This is a genomic window from Nonomuraea sp. B10E15, assembly GCF_039871615.1.
Taxonomy (GTDB): Bacteria; Actinomycetota; Actinomycetes; order Streptosporangiales; family Streptosporangiaceae; genus Nonomuraea.
In genome coordinates this window covers 1-22,962 of the sequence record NZ_JBDPMB010000036.1, presented here as the reverse complement: position 1 = coordinate 22,962, position 22,962 = coordinate 1, and the positions used below count along the sequence as shown (strand labels likewise).

The following is a 22,962-nucleotide window of genomic DNA, read 5'->3' as shown; positions in this document are numbered from 1 at the left end:
CGGAATTTGGATTGGTTCAATGTCCTACGAACTCTCCTCTCGTAGTTTTTCCGACGACGCGGTGGCGATCGTCGGAATTTCGTGCCGGCTCCCCCAGGCTCCGGACCCGCGATCCTTCTGGCGGCTGCTGCGCGACGGCCGCGACGCGATCACCGACGTGCCCAGCGGGCGGTGGAACGCGCCGGAGACGAGTTCCCTGCGCGGCGGCTTCATCGACGGGATAGCGGAATTCGACGCCGACTTCTTCGGCGTCTCCCCGAACGAAGCCGAGATGATCGACCCGCAGCAGCGGCTGCTCATGGAACTGAGCTGGGAGGCGCTCGAAGACGCCGGCATCGTCCCGGCGAGCCTGCGCGACAGCGCCGCCTCCGTCTTCATCGGCGCCATGGCCGGCGACTACGCCCAGCTGCTCCAGGGCAACGGGCGCGCGGCGCTGACCCGGCACAGCCTCACCGGCATCAGCCGGGCCCTGCTCGCCAACCGCATCTCGTACACGCTGGGGCTCAACGGGCCCAGCATGACCGTCGACTCCGCGCAGTCGGCCTCGCTGACCGCCGTGCACCTGGCGTGCGAGAGCCTGCGCAACGGCGAGACCGGCCTGGCCATCGTCGGCGGCGTGAACCTCAACCTGACCGCCGACAGCACGCTCGCCGCGCTGCGGTTCGGCGCCCTGTCACCCGACGGCAGGTGCTTCACCTTCGACGCCCGCGCCAACGGCTACGTCCGCGGCGAGGGCGGCGGCGTCGTCGTGCTGAAGCCGCTGGCCCGCGCGCTCGCCGACGGCGACCGGGTGTACTGCGTGATCGCCGGCAGCGCCATCAACAACGACGGGGGCGGCGACGGGCTCACCGTGCCCGACCAGCGCGCCCAGGAGGAGGTCATCCGGCTGGCCTGCGGGCGGGCCGGCGTGGAGGCCGCCGACGTGCAGTTCGTCGAGCTGCACGGCACGGGGACCCGCGTCGGCGACCCGATCGAGGCCCGCGCGCTCGGCGCGGCCATCGGCACCGCCAAGGACTCCGGCACGCCGCTGGTCGTCGGCTCCGCCAAGACCAACGTCGGCCACCTCGAAGGCGCTGCGGGCATCGTCGGCCTGCTGAAGACGGTGCTGGCCATCAGGCACCGCACGCTGCCGCCGTCGCTGAACTTCGAGACGCCCAACCCGCAGATCCCGTTCGACGAGCTCAACCTGCGCGTCAACACCGAGACGTCCGCGTGGCCGCGCGAGGACGCGCCGCTGGTGGCCGGCGTCAGCTCCTTCGGCATGGGCGGCGCCAACTGCCACGTGGTGCTCGCCGAACCCCCGCAGGCGGCCCCCGCCGCCGCCTCCACGCACCAGGACAAGCCGCTGGCCGTGTCGCTGGACGCGCCGTCGGACGGGCGGGCGGACCGGCCGTCCGACGGGTCGCAGGTAGGGCCGGTGGCCATGCCGGTGGCCGTGCCGGTGGTCGTGCCGGTGGCTGGGCAGAGCGAGGCCGCGCTGCGCGCCCAGGCGGGCCGGCTGCGTGACCACCTGCTCGACGGACTGCTCGACGAGCCGGGTGCCGGCCTCGCCGACCTGGCGTACTCGCTGGCCACGACCCGTACGGCCTTCGACCGGCGGGCGGCGCTCGTCGTGGACGAGCCGTCAGCGCCGGCCGACGTGCCGGCCGACGTGCTGGCCGGAGTGCTGGACCGGCTGGCCAAGGGCGAGCCGGCCGCCGGGATCGTGACCGGCCGGCCGAGCACCGGCGACATCGCCTTCCTCTACTCGGGGCAGGGCAGCCAGCGGCCCGGCATGGGCCGCGAGCTGTACGCGGCGCACCCGGTCTTCGCACGTGCGCTCGACGAGATCGCCTCCTGCTTCGACGGCACGCTCGACCGTCCGCTCCTCGACGTGATGTTCGCCGACGAGGGCTCCCATGAGGCCGGCCTGCTCGACCAGACCGGGTTCGCCCAGCCCGCGCTCTTCGCCTTCGAGGTCGCCCTCACCCGCCTGTACGAGCACTGGGGCGTGCGCCCCGCCCGGCTCATCGGCCACTCCATCGGCGAGATCTCGGCCGCCCACGTCGCCGGCGTGTTGTCGCTGGCCGACGCCTGCGCCCTGGTCGCGGCGCGCGGCAGGCTGATGCAGAACCTCCCGGCCGGCGGCGCGATGGTCGCCGTGCAGGCCACCGAGGAGGAGGTGCTGCCCTTCCTGGACACCACGGTCAGCATCGCCGCGATCAACGGCCCGGACTCCACCGTGGTCTCCGGCTCGGAGAGCCGCGTCATGGAGATCGCCGAGGAGTTCCGCGGCCGCGGCCGCAAGACCCACCGCCTGCGGGTCAGCCACGCCTTCCACTCCCCGCTGATGGACCCGATGCTGGCGGAGTTCAGGGAGGTGGCCGAGTCGCTCACCTACCGCGAGCCGGCCATCCCCATCGTCTCCAATCTCACCGGGGCCGTCGCGTCCGCCGAGGACCTGTGCTCGCCGGGACACTGGGTGTGGCACGTCCGCGAGGCCGTACGGTTCTGCGACGGCATCCGCGCCCTGGCCGACACGGGCGTCACCACGTTCGTCGAGGTGGGGCCCGGGTCGGTGCTGGCCGCCATGGGGCAGCACTGCCTGCCCGCCAGCCCGTACACGCAGTTCGTCGCCACACTGCGCGATCCTGGGGCGGAATGCCGCAGCGCCGCGCTGGCGCTGGCCGGGCTGCAGGTCAGGGGCGCCACGCTCGACTGGGACGCCGTGCTGCCGGGCGCGCGCCGCGTCCCGCTGCCCACCTACGCCTTCCAGCGCACCTACCACTGGCTTCCCGAGGCGGACGGCTCCGCGCCGCCCCCGCCCCCGCACGCGGCTCCGGAGCCGTCCGCCTCGGGAGAGGAGACGCAGTCGCTCGCCGACCGGCTGCGCGGCCTGCCGGAGGCCGAGCAGGAGCAGGCGATCCTCGAGCTCGTACGCACCTGCATCGCGCTCGTCCTCGGCCACGCCAACGCCGCGACCGTGGACACCGGCACCGCCTTCAAGGCGCTCGGCTTCGACTCCTTCAGCGCCGTCGAGCTGCGGAACCGGCTCAACACCGCCACCGGGCTCCAGCTGCCCAGCTCGCTGCTGTTCGACTACCCGTCGCCGCAGGCGCTGGCCGGCTTCCTGCGCGCCGAACTGGCCGGCGAGCACGTCACCCAGGCCGTGGTGGCCGCCAGGCCCGTGGCGGACGAGCCGATCGCGATCGTCGGCATGGCCTGCCGTTTCCCCGGCGGCGTGAGCTCCCCTGACGACCTGTGGAACGTCGTGATCCGCGAGCAGGACACGATCGGGGAGTTCCCCGTGGACCGGGGCTGGGATCTGGCGGCGCTGTACGACCCCGATCCGGACAGTCACGGGACCACGTATGCGCGGCACGGCGGGTTCCTGTACGAGGCGGGGGAGTTCGATCCGGCGTTCTTCGGGATCTCGCCGCGTGAGGCGTTGGCGATGGATCCGCAGCAGCGGTTGTTGCTGGAGGCTTCGTGGGAGGCGATGGAGCGGGCCGGGATCGATCCGGCGGGGTTGCGGGGCAGCAGGACCGGCGTGTTCGCCGGCGCCACGGCGCAGGACTACGGGCCGCGCCTGCACGAGGCCACCGGCAGCGCCGAAGGGTACGTGCTGACCGGCACCACGGCCAGCGTCATCTCCGGGCGGGTCGCCTTCACGTTCGGGTTCGAGGGCCCGGCGGTGACCGTGGACACCGCGTGCTCCTCGTCCCTGGTCGCCCTGCACCTGGCCGCGCAGTCGCTGCGGACCGGCGAGTGCGACCTGGCCCTGGCCGGCGGCGCCACCGTGATGGCCTCACCGGGCATGTTCGTGGAGTTCTCGCGGCAGCGGGGTCTGTCGCCTGATGGTCGTTGTAAGGCGTTCTCGGCTGGTGCTGATGGCACGGGGTGGGCTGAGGGTGTCGGGATGTTGCTGGTGGAGCGGTTGTCGGATGCGCGGCGGCTCGGTCATCGGGTGCTGGCGGTGGTGCGTGGTTCGGCGATCAATCAGGACGGTGCGAGTAACGGGTTGACGGCGCCGAACGGTCCGTCGCAGCAGCGGGTGATCCGGCAGGCGTTGGCGAATGCGGGGTTGTCGGCGGCTGAGGTGGATGTGGTGGAGGCGCATGGGACGGGGACGTCGCTGGGTGATCCGATCGAGGCGCAGGCGCTGATCGCTGCTTATGGTCAGGATCGGGATCGGCCGTTGTGGTTGGGGTCGTTGAAGTCGAACATCGGTCATGCGCAGGCGGCTGCGGGTGTGGGCGGTGTGATCAAGATGGTGATGGCGCTGCGGCACGGCACGTTGCCGAAGACGCTGCATGTGGATGAGCCGTCGCCGCATGTGGACTGGTCGGCGGGTGCGGTGGAGTTGCTGACCGAGGCCCGCCCGTGGGACGAGCTCGACCGCCCGCGCCGCGCCGCCGTCTCCTCCTTCGGCATCAGCGGCACCAACGCCCACGTGATCATCGAGCAGGGCGACCCGGTCGTACCCGCCCCCGACGAGGAGTTCGACCTCCCCGCGGTGCCCTGGATCCTGTCCGCCAAGACCCCCGAGGCGCTGGCCGGGCAGGCCGGACGGCTCGCCGCCTGGGCGACGCCCGACATCCCGGTCACCGCCGCCGGCGCCGCTCTGGCCGGCGGACGGGCCGCACTCGACCACCGGGCGGTGATCGTCGGCAGCGAGCGCGACGACCTGCTGGCCGGCCTGCGGGCGCTGGCCGGCGGCTCCGACGCGCCCGGCGTGCTCACCGGCAGCGGCCAGGCCGGCCGGCTCGCCCTGCTCTTCACCGGGCAGGGCAGCCAGCGGCCTGGCATGGGCCGCGAGCTCGCCGAGACGTTCCCCGTGTTCGCCGAGGCGCTGGAGGAGGCGTGCGCCCTCCTCGATCCGCAGCTGCCGTACCCGCTGCGCGAGGTCATGTTCACCGACCCCGGCGGTGTGCTGAACGAGACCGGGATGACGCAGCCCGCCCTGTTCGCCTTCGAGGTGGCGCTGTACCGGCTGCTGGAGTCGTTCGGCGTGCGGCCGGACGTGCTGATCGGCCACTCGGTGGGCGAGATCGCCGCCGCCCACGTGGCCGGGGTCTTCTCCCTCGCCGACGCCTGCACGCTGATCGCCACGCGGGCCCGGCTCATGGACGCGCTCCCCAAGGACGGCGCGATGCTGGCCGTCGCCGCCCCGGAGGCGGACGTCCTGCCGCTGCTCGACGGGTACGAGGACCGCGCCGGCATCGCGGCGGTGAACGGTCCGGCGGCGGTGGTGGTGTCCGGTGACGAGGCGGCGATCGCGGAGATCGAGAGCCGCGCGCAGGTGCGGACGCGCCGGTTGCGGGTGTCGCATGCGTTCCATTCGCCGTTGATGGAGCCGATGCTGGCCGAGTTCGCGGAGGCGATCAGCGGAATCGGCTTCCACGAGCCGGTGATTCCGGTCGTCTCGAACGTGACGGGTCGTCTGGCCGAGCCCGGCCAGCTGACCGACCCGTCGTACTGGGTCGAGCACGTGCGCGTGGCGGTGCGGTTCGCCGACGGCGTGGCCGCCGCCGACGCGGCCGTCCTCCTGGAGGTCGGGCCCGACGGCATCCTCACCGGCATGGCCCAGCAGGCGCTCGCCGACGGTGTCTTCATCCCCGCCGCGCGCAGGGACCGCGAGGAGGCCGGCACCTTCGTCCAGGCCCTCGGACGGCTCCACGCCAGCGGCGTCACCGTCGACTGGGACGCCTACTTCGGCGCCACCCCCGCGCTCCACGTCGACCTGCCCACCTACGCCTTCCAGCGGCAGCGGTACTGGCTGGAGGCGCCCGGCCCCGCCGAACGGCCCACCGAGCACGTCGGGCTGTTCGAGGTCGACTGGGTCCCGGTGCCCGCCGCCGGAGCCGCGCCTGCTCCTGGGCCCGCCGCTGGGCCCGCGGCCGGGTCCGGCGACGTGCTGTTGCCCTGGGAGAGCCCCGCCGACGACGGTGACGAGCCCGCCCGCGCCCGCGCTGCCGTACTGCGCGTGCTGGCCGCCGTCCAGGAGCGGCTCAGCGGGAACCGGTCCGCGTCCGGCCGCCTCGTGATCGTCACCGAGGGCGCGACCGGCGACACCCCCGACCTCGCCGCCACGGCCGTGTGGGGGCTGGTCCGGTCGGTCCAGACCGAGTACCCGGACCGGTTCGTTCTCCTCGACCTCGACGGGCCCATCGACAGCGCCACCGACGGCCCCACCGACAGCGCCACTGTAAGGGCCGCCGACGGCATCGTCGCCGCCGCGCTCGCCTACGACGAGCCCCAGCTGGCGATCAGAGCCGGCACGATCCACGTTCCGAGACTGGCCCGCCGGGACCGGCCGGCGGGCGACTCGCCCTGGAACCCCGACGGCACGGTGCTGGTCACCGGCGGCACCGGCGCGCTGGGCCGTACCGTGACCCGGCATCTCGTCGCCACGCACGGCGTACGGAACCTCGTGCTCGTCACCCGCGACCCGCGGTCGTCCGGCGCGGTGGCGCTGGCCGCCGAGCTGGCCGAGCTCGGCGCGCACGCCGAGCTGGTCGCCTGCGACGTCACCGACAGGGACGCGCTGGCCGGGCTCGTCGGCTCCTGCGAGAGCCTGACCGGCGTCGTGCACATCGCCGGCGTCCTCGACGACGGCGTCGTGCCCGCGCTGACCCCTGAACGGCTCGACACCGTGTGGCGTACCAAGGCCGAGACGGCCTGGCTCCTGCACGAGCTGACCCGCGACCGCGACCTGTCCGCGTTCGTGCTGTTCTCGTCGGTCGCCGCCACCGTCGGCAGCGCCGGCCAGGCCAACTACGCCGCCGCCAACGCCTTCCTCGACGCCCTCGCCCGGCACCGCCGCGCGCTGGACCTGCCCGCGACCGCCCTGGCCTGGGGACTGTGGGACAACTCCGCCGGCGGCATGGCCGGCACGCTCGCCACCGCCGACCTCGCCCGGTGGGCCAGGCTCGGCGTCGCCCCGATGCCGCAGGGCAAGGCGCTGGAACTCCTCGACTCCGCGCTCGCCGGGAACGCCGTCACGACGGTGCCCGCCCGCCTCAGCCTGGCGGGCGTCGCCGACCCCGCCCCGGTCATGCTGCGCGCGATGTTGCGCAAGCCGATCGAGCGCCGCGCGGCCGGCGGGCCGGACGAGGTGCCGCTGGCGCAGGCCCTGCGCGGGCAGAGCCCCGAGGAGCAGGAACGCACGCTGCTCGACCTCGTACGCGGCCAGGCGGCCCTGGTGCTCGGGCACGTGACGCCGAACGTCATCAGCGCCACGGGCGCGTTCAAGGAGGCGGGCTTCGACTCGCTGACCGCCGTCGAGCTGCGCAACCGGCTCAACACCGCCACAGGCCTGCACCTGCCCAGCTCCCTGCTGTTCGACTACCCGTCGCCGCAGGCGTTGACCGAGCACCTGCGCACCGAGCTGCTCGGCGGCTCCGCCACCGCCGCCACGGCGGTCCGCACGACCGGGCACGACGAGCCGATCGCGATCGTCGGCATGGCCTGCCGCTACCCCGGCGGCGTGCGCTCGCCCGAGGACCTGTGGGAGCTGGTGGCGCAGGCCCGCGACGCGGTGGGCGAGTTCCCGACCGACCGCGGATGGGACCTGGACCGGCTCTTCGACCCCGACCCCGGCAAGCGCGGCACCACCTACACCCGGCACGGCGGCTTCCTCTACGACGCCGCCGACTTCGACGCGGCGTTCTTCGGCATCTCGCCGCGCGAGGCGCTGGCGATGGATCCGCAGCAGCGGTTGTTGCTGGAGGCCTCGTGGGAGGCCCTCGAAGACGCCGGCATCGACCCCGCCACGCTGCGCGGCAGCCAGACCGGGGTGTTCACCGGCATCGCGCCCATGGAGTACGGCCCCCGCCGGTACGAGGGCGCCGACCACGTGGAGGGTTATCTCCTCACCGGCGGCCTGGCCAGCGTCGCCTCCGGGCGGGTGTCGTACACGCTGGGGTTCGAGGGCCCGGCGGTGACCGTGGACACCGCGTGCTCGTCGTCGCTGGTGGCGCTGCACCTGGCGGCGCAGGCCCTGCGGTCGGGCGAGTGCGACCTGGCGATGGCCGGCGGCGCGATGGTGATGGCCTCGCCGGGCACGTTCGTGGAGTTCTCGCGGCAGCGCGGCCTGTCCCCTGACGGCCGGTGCAAGGCGTTCTCCGCCGACGCCGACGGCACCGGCTGGAGCGAGGGTGTCGGCGTGCTGCTCGTCGAGCGGCTGTCCGACGCGCGCCGCAACGGCCACCAGGTCCTCGCGGTCATCCGGGGCAGCGCGATCAACCAGGACGGCGCCAGCAACGGCCTGGCCGCCCCCAACGGCCCGTCGCAGCAGCGGGTGATCCGGCAGGCGCTGGCCAACGCGGGCCTGTCGGCGGCGGACGTCGACGCGGTCGAGGCGCACGGCACCGGCACGAAGCTCGGCGACCCGATCGAGGCTCAGGCGCTCATCGCCACCTACGGCCAGGAGCGGCAGGACCAGCCGCTCTGGCTGGGCTCGCTGAAGTCCAACCTCGGGCACGCCCAGGCCGCCGCCGGCGTCGCGGGGGTCATCAAGATGGTGATGGCCATGCGGCACGGGGTGCTGCCCCAGACGCTTCACGTGGGCGAGCCTTCTCCGCACGTGGACTGGACGGCCGGCGCGGTCGAGCTGCTGACCGAGGCCCGCCCGTGGGACCAGGCAGACCGCCCCCGACGCGCCGCCGTCTCCTCCTTCGGCGTGAGCGGCACGAACGCTCACGTGATCATCGAGCAGGGCGATCCCGTCGGCGAGACCGTCCACGAGGACCGGCGGCTGCCGGTGGTGCCGTGGCTGGTGTCGGCGAAGGATGTGCGGGCGTTGCGGGCGCAGGCCGGTCGGCTCGCGTCGTGGGTGGAGTCGCGGTCGTCGGTGCCGGTGCCGGATGTGGCGTGGTCGCTGGCGACGGGCCGGGCGGTGCTGGAGCAGCGTGCGGTCGTGGTGGGCGGCGATCGGGACGAGTTGGTGGCGGGGTTGCGGGCGCTGGCTGACGATCCCTCTGCTGCGATCTCGGGTAGCGGTTCTGGCGGGAAGCTGGCGTTGTTGTTCGCGGGTCAGGGTAGCCAGCGGGTCGGGATGGGGGCTTCCCTCATCGAGGCGTTCCCGGTGTTCGCGGAGGCGTTGGAGGAGATCTGCGCCTGGTTTGAGCCGTTGTTGCCGCATTCGCTGCGTGAGGTGATGTTCTCCGATCCCGAGGGTGTGTTGAGCGAGACGGGGATGACGCAGCCTGCGTTGTTCGCCTTTGAGGTGGCGCTGTACAGGTTGCTGGCTTCGTTGGGTGTGCGGGCGGATGTGCTGGTGGGGCATTCGATCGGGGAGATTGCTGCTGCTCATGTGGCGGGGGTGTTCTCGTTGGAGGATGCCTGCACGTTGGTGGCTGCTCGTGCGCGGTTGATGCAGGCGCTGCCTTCCGGTGGGGCGATGCTGGCGGTGGCTGCCCCGGAGGCGGACGTCCTGCCGCTGCTCGACGGGTACGAGGACCGCGCCGGCATCGCGGCGGTGAACGGTCCGGCTGCGGTGGTGGTGTCCGGTGACGAGGCGGCCATCGCGGAGATCGAGGGCCAGGCGCTGGTGCGGACGCGCCGGTTGCGGGTGTCGCATGCGTTCCATTCGCCGTTGATGGAGCCGATGCTGGCCGAGTTCGCGGAGGCGATCAGCGGGATCACTTTCCACGAGCCGGTGATCCCGGTCGTCTCGAACGTGACGGGTCGTCTGGCCGAGCCTGGTCAGCTGACCGACCCGTCGTACTGGGTCGAGCACGTGCGTGGTGCGGTGCGGTTCGCGGATGGGGTGACGGCTTGCGGGGCGGCTCATTTCCTGGAGGTGGGTCCGGATGGGGTGCTGACGGGGTTGGCGCAGCAGAGCGTGGATGCGGTGTTCGTGCCGGCTGTGCGTAAGGACCGGGACGAGGTCCGGGCGCTGGTCGAGGCTTTGGGGCGGCTGCACGTCGAGGGCGTTGCTGTGGATTGGACGGCGGCGCTGGCCCCGGGCCGGCTGGTCGATCTGCCGACGTACGCGTTCCAGCATGAGCGGTTCTGGCTGGAGTCGGGCAGGTCGGTCGGTGACGTGACGGCCGCCGGGCTGAGCGCGGTGGAGCATCCGATCCTCAGCGCCGCCGTGCCCGCGCCCGACTCCGACTCCATCACCCTCACCGGGCGGCTCTCGCTGGCCGCGCTGCCCTGGCTCGCCGACCACGTGGTCAACGGCACGGTCATCCTGCCCGGCACCGCCTTCCTTGAGATCGTGTTGCGGGCCGCCGCGGAGACCGAGGACTGCGAGACGCTCTCCGAGCTGGCCATCCAGGCTCCGCTCGTCATCACGTACGAGCACTCCGTACAACTCCAGGTGGTCATCGACGGGCCGGATGACGGGGGGCGGCGCGGCGTCGCCGTGTACTCCCGTACGGAAGGCGACCCCGCATGGCAGCGGCACGCCCAGGGAACCCTCGGCCCGGTCGCCGCTGAGCCCGCTTTCGATCTCGCGCAGTGGCCGCCGCCCGGCGCGCGGCCCATCGACGTCGGCGCCCTCTACGACGACTTCGCGGTGACGGGCCTGGAGTACGGCGACGCGTTCCAGGGACTGGCGGGCGCCTGGCAGCACGACGGCACGGTCTACGCCGAGATCGTGCTGCCCGAGCAGGCACAGGCGGGCGCGGAGCGATTCGGTTTCCACCCGGCGCTGCTCGACGCCGTGCTGCACTCCATCACGCTGGGTGACCTGCTGCCGCGTACCGAGCCGGGCCAGCCCTACCTGCCCTTCGCCTGGTCCGGCGTCTCCCCGCACGCGGCGGGCGGGACGGCGGCACGTGTCCGTACGACGGTGAAGGGGCCGGGCGAGCTGGCGCTGAGCGTCGCGGACCACACCGGCGCGCCCATCCTCACGGTGGACTCGCTGGTGGTCCGGCCTGTCACGACCGCCCTGCGGGCCGGGAGCATCCCGTACACGCTGGACTGGGTGACCTCGACCGCCGCCGGGCCGGTGCCGGAGCGGGTGCTGATGCTCGACGACCTGTCGTCACTGGGCGATGCGGTCGGATCTGACCAGGAGGTCCCCGACCTGGTCCTGGCGCCGGTCGGGTCCGGCGACGGCCGCGACAGGACGTACGAGGTGCTCGCGCTCCTCCAGGAGTGGCTGGCCGAGGAGCGGTTCGCGCGGTCCCGGCTGGCGCTGGTGACCATCGGCGCGGTGAGCGTGACGGAAGGCGAGGCGCCGGACCTGTCCACCGCGCCCGTCTGGGGGCTGGTGCGCTCAGCCCAGTCCGAGCACGCCGGCCGCTTCGTCATCGTCGACACCGACGAGCACCCCGATTCGGCGGACGCGATGCTGCGTGCCTGCGCGTCCGGCGAGCCGCAGACCGCCCTGCGGCAGGGGCAGATCCACGTGCCCCGCATCGTCCCCGTGACGAGCCCGCCCGCGACCGAGCGTCCGGGTGCGGCGGCGGGTGGAACGGTGCTGCTGACCGGCGGCACAGGAGATCTTGGCGCGCTGGCCGCGCGGCGGCTGGTCACCGAGCACGGCGTACGCCACCTGCTGCTGGCCGGCCGGCGCGGTCCCGCGGCGCCCGGCGCCGGCGACCTGGTGAGCGAGCTGACAGAGCTCGGCGCGCAGGTCACCGTGGCCGCCTGCGACGTGGCGGACCGCGACGAGCTCGCCGCCCTGCTGGCGGGCATCCCCGCCGAACATCCCCTGACGGGCGTCGTGCACCTGGCCGGGATCGTGGCCGACGGCGCCGTGACCTCGCTGACGCCCGACCACGTCGACCGGGTCTTCGGGCCGAAGGCGGACGCGGCCTGGCACCTGCACGAGCTCACCCAGGACCTCGACCTGTCGTTCTTCGTGTTGTACTCGTCGGTCGCCGCCACCGTCGGCAGCGCGGGGCAGGCCAACTACGCGGCCGCCAACGCGTACCTGGACGCCCTGGCCCTGCACCGCCGGGCCCGGGGACTGCCGGCCGTCTCCCTCCAGTGGGGGCTGTGGGAGTCCGACAACGGCATGGCCGGCGCGCTCAGCCAGCTCGACGTGGCGCGGCTCAGCAGGGTCGGGCTCGCGCCGCTCCCCGTGGCGGAGGGCATGTCCCTGTTCGACGCGGCGATCGCCCTCGACAAGCCCGTGCAGATCGTGGCTCGCCTGGACACGGCCGCGCTGCGCCGCCAGGACGAGATCCCCGCCGTCTTCCGCGCCCTGGTCAAGGCGCCGGCGCGGAAGACGGCCGCGCCCAGGTCCGCGAGCGCGCGGGCCGACAGGGGCGCGCTGCTGTCCCTCATCCGGACGAACGTCGCGCACGTGCTCGGCCACGCCAACGCCGACACGGTGGACACCGGCACCGCGTTCAAGGACCTCGGCTTCGACTCGCTGAGCTCCGTCGAGCTGCGCAACCGGCTCAACACCGCCACCGGCCTGCGACTGCCCGCCACCCTGTTGTTCAACTTCCCCACCCCCGGCGAGCTGGCCGAGCACCTGTACGCGGAGCTCAGCGGCGCCTCCAGGGCCGAGCAGGCAGCCGTGCGGACCGCGCCCGCCGACGAGCCCATCGCGATCGTCGGCATGGCCTGCCGCTATCCCGGCGGCGTGGCCTCCCCCGAGGACCTCTGGCGGCTGCTCACCCAGGCGGGCGACGCGATCACCACCTTCCCCGACAACCGTGGCTGGGACCTGGAGAGCCTGTACGATCCCGACCCCGGCCACCACGGCACCAGCTACGCCCGTGAGGGCGGTTTCCTGCACGACGCCGACCGGTTCGACCCCGGGCTCTTCGGCATCTCGCCACGCGAGGCGACCGCGATGGACCCGCAGCAGCGGTTGCTGCTGGAGACGTCGTGGGAGGCGATCGAGCGGGCCGGGATCAGCCCGAAGGCCATGCGGGGCAGCCGCACCGGCGTGTTCGCCGGCGTGATGTACCACGACTACGGCACCCGCCTGCCGCAGGCGCCGGACGGATTCGAGGGGTTCGTGCTCAACGGCAGCGCGGGCAGCATCGCCTCCGGCCGGGTCGCGTACACGTTCGGCCTCGAAGGGCCGGCGGTGACCGTGGACACGGCCTGCTCGTCGTCGCTGGTGGCGCTGCACCTGGCGGCGCAGTCCCTGCGGTCGGGCGAATGCGACCTCGCCCTCGCCGGCGGCGTGACGGTGATGGCCACGCCCAACGTCTTCGTGGAGTTCTCCCGGCAGCGCGGCCTGTCGGCCGACGGCCGGTGCAGGGCGTTCTCCGCCGACGCCGACGGCACCGGCTGGGGTGAGGGCGCGGGCATGCTCCTGGTGGAGCGGCTGTCGGACGCCCAGCGCAACGGGCACCACATCCTCGCCGTCGTACGCGGGACCGCGATCAACCAGGACGGCGCCAGCAACGGCCTGACCGCCCCGAACGGGCCCTCCCAGGAACGCGTGATCCGGCAGGCGCTGGCCAACGCCGGCCTGTCGGTGGCTGACGTGGACGCGGTCGAGGCGCACGGCACCGGTACGAAGCTCGGTGACCCGATCGAGGCGCAGGCCATTCTGGCCACGTACGGGCAGGACCGCGAGCAGCCGCTCTGGCTCGGGTCGCTGAAGTCGAACATCGGTCACACGCAGGCCGCCGCCGGTGTGGGCGGGATCATCAAAATGGTGATGGCCATGCGGCACGGGGTGCTGCCCCAGACGCTGCACGCCGACGAGCCTTCTCCGCATGTGGACTGGTCGGCGGGTGCGGTGGAGCTGCTGACCGAGGCCCGCCCGTGGGACGAGCTCGACCGTCCGCGCCGCGCCGGCGTCTCGTCGTTCGGCGTCAGCGGCACCAACGCCCATGTGATCGTCGAGCAGGGCCCGGCCGTTCCCGAGCCCGCCGACGCTCCCGTCCTGCCCGCCGTGCCGTGGTTGGTCTCGGCCAACGACGCCGGCGCGCTGCACGAACAGGCGGGCAGGCTCGCCGCCTGGGCTTCGGCGAACGACGTCGAACCCGCCGTCGCCGGTAAGGCGCTGATCTCCGCGCGGTCCATGCTGGAGCAGCGCGCGGTGGTCGTGGGTGCTGATCGGGACGAGCTGGTGGCCGGGTTGCGGGCGCTGGCCGAGGACACAGCGGGAGTGATCGCCGGGAGTGGTTCCGGCGGGAAGCTGGCGTTGTTGTTCGCGGGTCAGGGTAGCCAGCGGGTCGGGATGGGGTCTGTGCTGGTTGAGCACTTCCCGGTGTTTGCGGAGGCGTTGGAGGAGATCTGCGCTCGGTTCGAGGCGTTGTTGCCGCATTCGCTGCGTGAGGTGATGTTCGCCGACCCGGACGGTGTGCTCAACGAAACCGGGATGACGCAGCCTGCGTTGTTCGCCTTTGAGGTGGCGCTGTACAGGTTGCTGGCTTCGTTGGGTGTGCGGGCGGATGTGTTGGTGGGGCATTCGATCGGGGAGATTGCTGCTGCTCATGTGGCGGGGGTGTTCTCGTTGGAGGATGCCTGCACGTTGGTGGCGGCTCGTGCGCGGTTGATGCAGGCGTTGCCTTCTGGTGGGGCGATGCTGGCGGTGGCTGCCCCGGAGGTCGAGGTCCTGCCGCTCTTGGCTGGTCGTGAGGACCGGGTGGGGATCGCGGCGGTGAACGGTCCTGCTGCGGTGGTGGTGTCCGGTGACGAGGCGGCGATCGCGGAGATCGAGGGCCAGGCGCTGGTGCGGACGCGCCGGTTGCGGGTGTCGCATGCGTTCCATTCGCCGTTGATGGAGCCGATGCTGGCCGAGTTCGCGGAGGCGATCAGCGACATCACTTTCCACGAGCCGGTGATCCCGATTGTTTCGAACGTGACGGGTCGTCTGGCTGAGCCTGGTCAGCTGACCGACCCGTCGTACTGGGTCGAGCACGTGCGTGGTGCGGTGCGGTTCGCGGATGGGGTGACGGCTTGCGGGGCGGCTCATTTCCTGGAGGTGGGTCCGGATGGGGTGCTGACGGGGTTGGCGCAGCAGAGCGTGGATGCGGTGTTCGTGCCGGCTGTGCGTAAGGACCGGGACGAGGTCCGGGCGCTGGTTGAAGCGCTGGGGCGGCTGCACGTCGAAGGCGTCACCGTGGACTGGGACGCCTACTTCGCCGGCGTCCCCACCCGATTCGTCGACCTGCCCACCTACGCGTTCCAGCGCCGCCGGTACTGGCTCGACGCCGGTTACGCCACCGGCGACGTCGCCTCGGGCGGCGGGCTGGCGGCCGTGAACCACCCGCTGCTGACCGCCACCGTGCCCGCCCCCGGAACGGGCACCCTCACGCTCATCGGCCGCCTGTCGCTGGCGGAACAGCCGTGGCTGGCCGATCACGTGGTGGCCGGCCAGGTGATCGTGCCGGGGACGGCGCAGGTGGAGCTCGCCGTACGGGCCGGCGACGAGACCGGCTGCTCGATGCTCGACGAGCTCACTCTCCAGGCGCCGATGGTCCTGCCGGAGCGGGGGAGCCTGCATCTCCAGGTGGTGGTGACAGAGCCCGGCGAATCGGGCAGCCGCCAGGTGACCATCTACTCCAGGGCGGAGGAGAGCACCGACTGGCGGCAGAACGCCCAGGGCGTGCTCACCCAGGCCGTCCCCGAGCCGGGCCTCGACCTCGCGCAGTGGCCGCCTCCCGGCGCTCAGCCCGTCGACACGGGCGGCGTCTATGACGACCTGGCCGCGACCGGCATGGAGTACGGCGACACCTTCCGGTGCCTCCAGAACGTCTGGCAGCGGGACGGCGCCGTCTACGCCGAACTCGCCCTGCCGGAGACGGCCCAGGCCGAGGCCCGGCGCTTCGGGCTGCACCCGGCGCTCCTGGACGCGTCCCTCCACGCCATTCCCATGGCCGGTCTGCTGCCGCGGGCCGAGCCAGGACGGCCGTACGTCCCGTTCTCCTGGAACCAGGTGACGCTGCACGCGGATGGCGCGACGGTCCTGCGGGTCAGGATCGCGCCCACGGGTAACGACGGTGTGGTCGTCCTGACCATGGCCGACACCGCCGGGGCGCCCGTCATGGAGGTCGGCTCGGTGACGCTCCGCCCGAGCGCCGCCGTACAGGAGACGGCCCGTCACGACAGCCTGTTCACGGTCGGCTGGGTACGGCCCGCCGGCCGCGCCGCTCGGTCCGAGCCGCCGTACGAGATCTTCGACGTGCCGGTGTCCGAGACGCCGGCCCCGGACACGACCAGGCGGGCCACGCACGACGTGCTGGCCGCGCTGCAGGAGTTCGGCGCCGCCGACGAGCCGGGGCGGCGGCTGGTCGTCGTCACGCGCGGAGCCTTCGCGGTGGGACAGGACGATGTCCCGAACCCGGCGCAGGCGGCGGCGTGGGGCCTGGTGCGGGCTGCGCAGTCCGAGCAGCCGGACCGGTTCGTGCTGCTGGACCTGGACGCGGACACCGACGCCGCGGAAGTGGTGACCCAGGCGCTGGCGACCGGCGAGTCGCAGGTCGCGGTGCGGGACGGTCAGCTGCTGGTGCCGCGTGTGAGCCGGGTCGCCGATCCGGCCGATCGCGACCCGGTGTTCGGACCCGACGGCACGGTGCTGGTCACCGGTGGCACGGGTGGGCTGGGTGCGCTGGTGGCGCGCCATCTGGTCACCGAGCACGGCGTCCGAGACCTGTTGCTGGTCAGCAGGCGCGGGGCGGACGCGCCTGGCGCGGCCGACCTGGCCGCGGAGCTGTCCGAACTGGGTGCCGAGGTGGACGTGGCCGCGTGCGACGTGGCCGACCGCGACGCGCTCGCCCGGCTGCTGGAGGGCGTGGACGAGCTGGCGGGCGTGGTGCACACGGCCGGCGTCCTGGACGACGGCGTCATCGCCGCCCTCACCCCCGAGCGCCTGGACGCCGTGCTCAAGCCCAAAACCGACGCCGCCTGGCACCTGCACGAACTCACGCAGCACCTCGATCTGAAGGCGTTCGTGCTGTTCTCCTCCATCTCCGGGGTGCTCGGCAGCGCCGGCCAGGGCAACTACGCCGCCGCCAACACCTCGCTGGACGCGCTCGCCCAGCTGCGGCAGGCCCAAGGGCTTCCGGCCACCTCGCTGGCCTGGGGTCTGTGGGCGACCGGCGGCATGGCGGGCGAGCTCGACGCGTCCGACCTGCGCCGCCTCGAACGCGGCGGCATCATGCCCATGCCCGTCGCCGACGGGCTCGCCCTGTTCGACGTCGCAGTACGCGCACAACACCCCGTCCTGGTCCCGGCCGTGCTGAGCATCCCGGCTCTCCAGGCCCAGGCACAGGCGGGTACGCTGCCCGCGCTCCTGCACGGGTTGGTCCGCGTGCCCGCGCGCAGGACGAGCACGGTGGGCACGAACCCGACCGACCTCCTCCAACTGGTCCGCACCCATGCGGCGACCGTGCTCGGCTTCGACGGCGCGGAGGCGGTCGAGCCGGCCAAACGGTTCCAGGAGCTCGGCTTCGACTCCCTCACGGCCGTCGAGTTCCGCAACCAGCTGAACGCGGCCACCGGGCTGCGCCTGCCGGCCACCCTCGTCTTCGACTGCCCGACGGCCGAGGCCGTGGCACAGTTCCTGGCCGGCGAGCTGGCCGGTGGGCAGGCCGCCCAGGCCGCCGTGACCGCCACGAAGGTGGTCGACGAGCCGATCGCGATCGTGGGGATGGCGTGTCGCTATCCGGGTGGTGTGCTGTCGCCGGAGGATCTGTGGGAGCTGGTGGCGCAGGCCCGCGACGGGGTGGGGGAGTTCCCCTCCGACCGTGGCTGGGACCTGGACAAGCTCTACAACCCCGACCCCGACAGCCGCGGCACCTCGTACGCGCGGCACGGCGGGTTCCTCTACGACGCCGCCCAGTTCGACCCGGGGTTCTTCGAGATCTCGCCGCGTGAGGCCCTCGCCATGGACCCGCAGCAGCGGCTGCTGTTGGAGACGTCGTGGGAGGCCATCGAGCGGGCCGGGATCAGCCCGACCCGGTTGCGCGGCAGCCGGACCGGCGTGTTCGCCGGAGTCATGTACCACGACTACGCGCCCCAGCTGTCGGCCGTGCCGGGCGAGCTCGAAGGGCTCATCGGCACGGGCAGCTCGGGCAGCATCGCCTCCGGCCGGGTGTCCTACAGCCTGGGCCTGGAAGGCCCCGCCGTCACGGTCGACACGGCCTGCTCCTCCTCGCTGGTGGCCCTGCACCTGGCAGTCCAGGCGTTGCGGTCGGGCGAGTGCGATCTGGCGCTGGCCGGCGGCGTGACGGTGATGGCCACGCCCGGCACCTTCGTGGAGTTCTCGCGGCAGCGCGGCCTGTCCCCCGACGGCCGGTGCAAGGCGTTCTCCGCCGACGCCGACGGCACCGGCTGGGGCGAGGGCGTCGGCATGCTCCTGGTGGAGCGGCTGTCCGACGCGGAACGTAACGGGCACCAGGTGCTCGCCGTGGTGCGGGGCAGCGCGGTCAACCAGGACGGCGCCAGCAACGGCCTGACCGCCCCGAACGGGCCCTCGCAGCAGCGGGTGATCCGGCAGGCCCTGGCCAACGCAGGGCTGTCGGCGGCGGACGTCGACGCGGTCGAGGCACACGGCACCGGCACGAAGCTCGGTGACCCGATCGAGGCGCAGGCGCTCATCGCCACGTATGGGCAGGATCGGCAGGAGCCGCTCTGGCTCGGGTCGGTGAAGTCGAACATCGGTCACACGCAGGCCGCCGCCGGTGTGGGCGGTGTGATCAAGATGGTCATGGCGCTGCGCAACGGCATGCTGCCCCAGACGCTTCACGTGGGCGAGCCGTCGCCGCACGTGGACTGGACGGCCGGCGCGGTCGAGCTGCTGACCGAGGCCCGCCCGTGGGACCGGGCAGACCGGCCACGCCGCGCCGCCGTCTCGTCGTTCGGCATCAGTGGCACGAACGCTCACGTGATCATCGAGCAGGGCCCGGTCGCGGAGCCGGAGCCTGAGCCGGTGGGACAGGCGCCGGTGGTGCCGTGGCTGGTGTCGGCGAAGGATGTGCGGGCGTTGCGGGCGCAGGCCGGTCGGCTCGCGTCGTGGGTGGAGTCGCGGTCGTCGGTGCCGGTGCCGGTGCCGGTGCCGGTGCCGGTGTCGGTGTCGGATGTGGCGTGGTCGCTGGCGACGGGCCGGGCGGTGCTGGAGCAGCGTGCGGTCGTCGTGGGCGGCGATCGGGACGAGTTGGTGGCGGGGTTGCGGGCGCTGGCTGACGATCCCTCTGCTGCGATCTCGGGTAGCGGTTCTGGCGGGAAGCTGGCGTTGTTGTTCGCGGGTCAGGGCAGTCAGCGGGTCGGGATGGGGGCTTCCCTCATCGAGGCGTTCCCGGTGTTCGCGGAGGCGTTGGAGGAGATCTGCGCCTGGTTTGATTCGTTGTTGCCGCATTCGCTGCGTGAGGTGATGTTCGCCGACCCGGACGGTGTGCTCAACGAAACCGGGATGACGCAGCCTGCGTTGTTCGCTTTCGAGGTGGCGCTGTACAGGTTGCTGGCTTCGTTGGGTGTGCGGGCGGATGTGTTGGTGGGGCATTCGATCGGGGAGATTGCTGCTGCTTATGTGGCGGGGGTGTTCTCGTTGGAGGATGCCTGCACGTTGGTGGCGGCTCGTGCGCGGTTGATGCAGGCGTTGCCTTCTGGTGGGGCGATGCTGGCGGTGGCTGCCCCGGAGGTCGAGGTCCTGCCGCTCTTGGCTGGTCGTGAGGACCGGGTGGGGATCGCGGCGGTGAACGGTCCTGCTGCGGTGGTGGTGTCCGGTGACGAGGCGGCGATCGCGGAGATCGAGGGCCAGGTGGAGGCGAGGACGCGCCGGTTGCGGGTGTCGCATGCGTTCCATTCGCCGTTGATGGAGCCGATACTGGCCGACTTCGCCGAGGCGATCAGCGGGATCGGCTTCCACGAGCCGGGCCTGCCGATTGTTTCGAACGTGACGGGTCGTCTGGCTGAGCCTGGTCAGCTGACCGACCCGTCGTACTGGGTCGAGCACGTGCGTGGTGCGGTGCGGTTCGCGGATGGGGTGACGGCTTGCGGGGCGGCTCATTTCTTGGAGGTGGGTCCGGATGGGGTGCTGACGGGGTTGGCGCAGCAGAGCGTGGATGCGGTGTTCGTGCCGGCTGTGCGTAAGGATCGGGACGAGGTCCGGGCGCTGGTCGAGGCTTTGGGGCGGCTGCACGTCGAGGGCGTCGGCGTGGACTGGGAAGCGGTCCTCGCTTCGGGCCGGTTCGTGGACCTGCCGACCTATGCCTTCCAGCACGAGCGGTTCTGGGTGCCGGTCAGCCCTGACTCCGGTGATGTGGACGCCGCCGGACTGGGCGCCATCGACCATCCCATGCTTCGTGCCGCCATTTCCGCACCGGACTCCGACACCCACACCTTCACGGGCCGGTTGTCGCTCGCCGCGCAGCCGTGGCTGGCCGATCACCAGGTCAACGGCCGGGTGGTGGTGCCGGGCGCGGCGCTGGTGGAGCTGGCGCTCCGCGTCGGCCAGGAACTGGACTCCCCGCACCTGCTCGAACTGACCCTCCAGGCGCCCCTTCTGGTGCCGGCCGACGGCGGAGTACACGTCCAGTTGGTGGCCGGGCCATGCGATGAGTCGGGTGGCCGCCAGGTGAGCATCCACTCCCGCAACGCCGGCGCGGGCGAGTGGGTCCAGCACGGGCAGGGCATCCTGGCCGGACAGACGGAGCAGCCGCTGCTCGGGCTGGCGCAGTGGCCGCCGGCGGGTGCCCGGCCGGTTGATGTCGGGCACCTGTATGACGACATGGCGGCGATCGGTCTGGAGTATGGGCCGTTGTTCCAGGGGTTGGTGGCTGCCTGGCAGCAGCAGGACGCGGTGTTCGCCGAGATCGCCCTGCCCGAGCAGGGGCACGCTGATGCGGGACGGTTCGGGTTGCATCCGGCGTTGCTGGACGCGTCGCTGCACGCCGCGGCGTTGGGTGGTCTGGTGCCGGGGGCGGAAGGGCGGCCGTATCTGCCGTTCGCCTGGAGCGGCGTGTCGTTGCACGCGGCGGGTGCGACCGGCCTGCGGGTCAAGGTCACCCGCGGCTCCTCCGAGACCAGCGTCAGGTTGAGCATCGCGGACGAGACCGGCGCCCCGGTGGCCGAGATCGACGCCCTCACCCTGAGGCCCGTGTCGGCGGCCGAGCTCAGCGTGGCTGAAAGCCAGGGCCTGCTGCACCAGCTCGAGTGGTCCGCGGCCCCGGCCGCCGCCGAGCAGGACGCGGCCCGGTGGGTCGTGCTGGGGACCGACGACCTGGGCACCGGGGCAGAGATCCACCCGGATCTGGCCTCCATCGACGCGGCGGACGTCCCGGACGCGGTCGTGGCCCGCTGCGCGGGCGCGGACCTGCACGCCACGACCCGCGCGGCGCTGGCCCTGGTGCAGGAGTGGCTCGCCGACGAGCGCCTGGCATCGTCGCAGCTGGTCGTCGTCACCCGTGGCGGGGTGGCCGTGCAGGCGGACGAGGACGTGGACCTGAGCCTGGCACCCGTGTGGGGCCTGGTACGGGCCGCGCAGTCCGAACAGCCCGGCCGGTTCGTGCTGCTGGACGCCGACACCGAGCGGCTGGACGCCGAGACGGTCGGTCACGCGCTCGCGACCGGCGAGCCGCAGGTCGCGGTGCGGGATGGCCGGCTGCTGGTGCCGCGTGTGGGCCGGGTCGCGGAGCTGGCCGATCGTGCGCCGGTGTTCGGCCCCGACGGCACGGTGCTGGTCACAGGTGGCACGGCCGGGCTCGGCGCGCTGGTGGCGCGTCACCTGGTGGCCGAGCACGAGGTCAGGCGGCTGCTGCTGGTCAGCAGGCGCGGGCTGGACGCGCCTGGCGCGGCCGACCTGGCTGCGGAGCTGTCCGAACTGGGTGCCGAGGTGGACGTGGCGGCCTGCGACGTGGCCGACCGTGACGCGCTCGCCCGGCTGCTGGAGGGCGTGGACGGGCTGGCTGGGGTGGTGCACACGGCCGGCGTCCTGGACGACGGCGTCATCGCCTCTCTCACTCCCGAGCGCATGGACGGGGTGTTGAGGCCCAAGGCCGACGCCGCCCACCACCTGCACGAGCTCACCCGGCACCTCGACCTGAAAGCGTTCGTGCTCTTCTCCTCGCTGGCCGGGGTGCTCGGCAGCGCGGGCCAGGCCAACTACGCCGCCGCCAACGCCTACCTGGACGCCCTGGCCCACCACCGTCAGGTGCACGGCCTGCCGGCGACCTCGCTGGCCTGGGGGTTGTGGGCGACCGGCGGCATGGCAGGTGAGCTCGACGAGTCCGACCTGCGCCGCATGGAGCGCGCGGGGGTGAAGCCGCTGTCCATCGACGACGGGCTGGCCCTCTTCGACACCGCCGTGTCCTCGGGCAGGGCCGCGCTGATCCCCGCACGGTTCGTCCAGACCCGGGCCGGCAGCCGCGCTGCGGTGCGCCGCGCGGGTTCGTCCGGCGGGCTCGCGCAGCGCCTGGCCGCGCTGAGCCCGGCAGAACGCCTGGCGGCGCTCTCGGACCTCGTACGCGGCACCGCGGCCACGGTCCTCGGCTTCGCGGACGGGTCGGCGATCGACCGGCAACGCCAGTTCCAGGAGCTCGGCTTCGACTCCCTGACGGCCGTCGAGTTCCGCAACCAGCTCACGGCGGCCACCGGGCTGCCGCTTCCGGCCACGCTCATCTTCGACTACCCGACCGCTGAGACGGTGGCGGAGTTCCTGGCGGACGAACTGTTCGGCGGGCAGTCGGCGCAGGCCGTCGTGGCGGCCACCGCGGTCGACGAGCCGATCGCGATCGTGGGAATGGCCTGTCGCTACCCCGGCGGCGTGCTGTCGCCGGAGGATCTGTGGGCGCTGGTCGCACAGGCTCAGGACGCCATCGGAGACTTCCCCGCCGACCGCGGCTGGGACGTCGAAGGAGTGTACGGGCCGGAGCCCGGCACGCCGGGGAAGACCTACACCCGCCAGGGTGGCTTCCTGTATGACGCGGCTGAGTTCGATCCGGGGTTTTTCGGGATCTCGCCGCGTGAGGCGTTGGCGATGGATGCGCAGCAGCGGTTGTTGCTGGAGGCGTCGTGGGAGGCGGTTGAGCGGGCGGGGATTGATCCGGTGGGGTTGCGGGGGAGTCGGACGGGTGTGTTCGCGGGGGTGATGTATCACGACTATGGGTTGGG

1 protein-coding gene is annotated in these 22,962 nt (G+C 72.8%); it reads left to right on the top strand.

The window, feature by feature from the left end:
• Nucleotides 1-19: 19 nt before the first annotated feature.
• Nucleotides 20-22,962: SDR family NAD(P)-dependent oxidoreductase (locus ABGB14_RS47270; RefSeq protein WP_347650446.1), on the top strand; the 22,943-nt coding region annotated here is incomplete at its 3' end.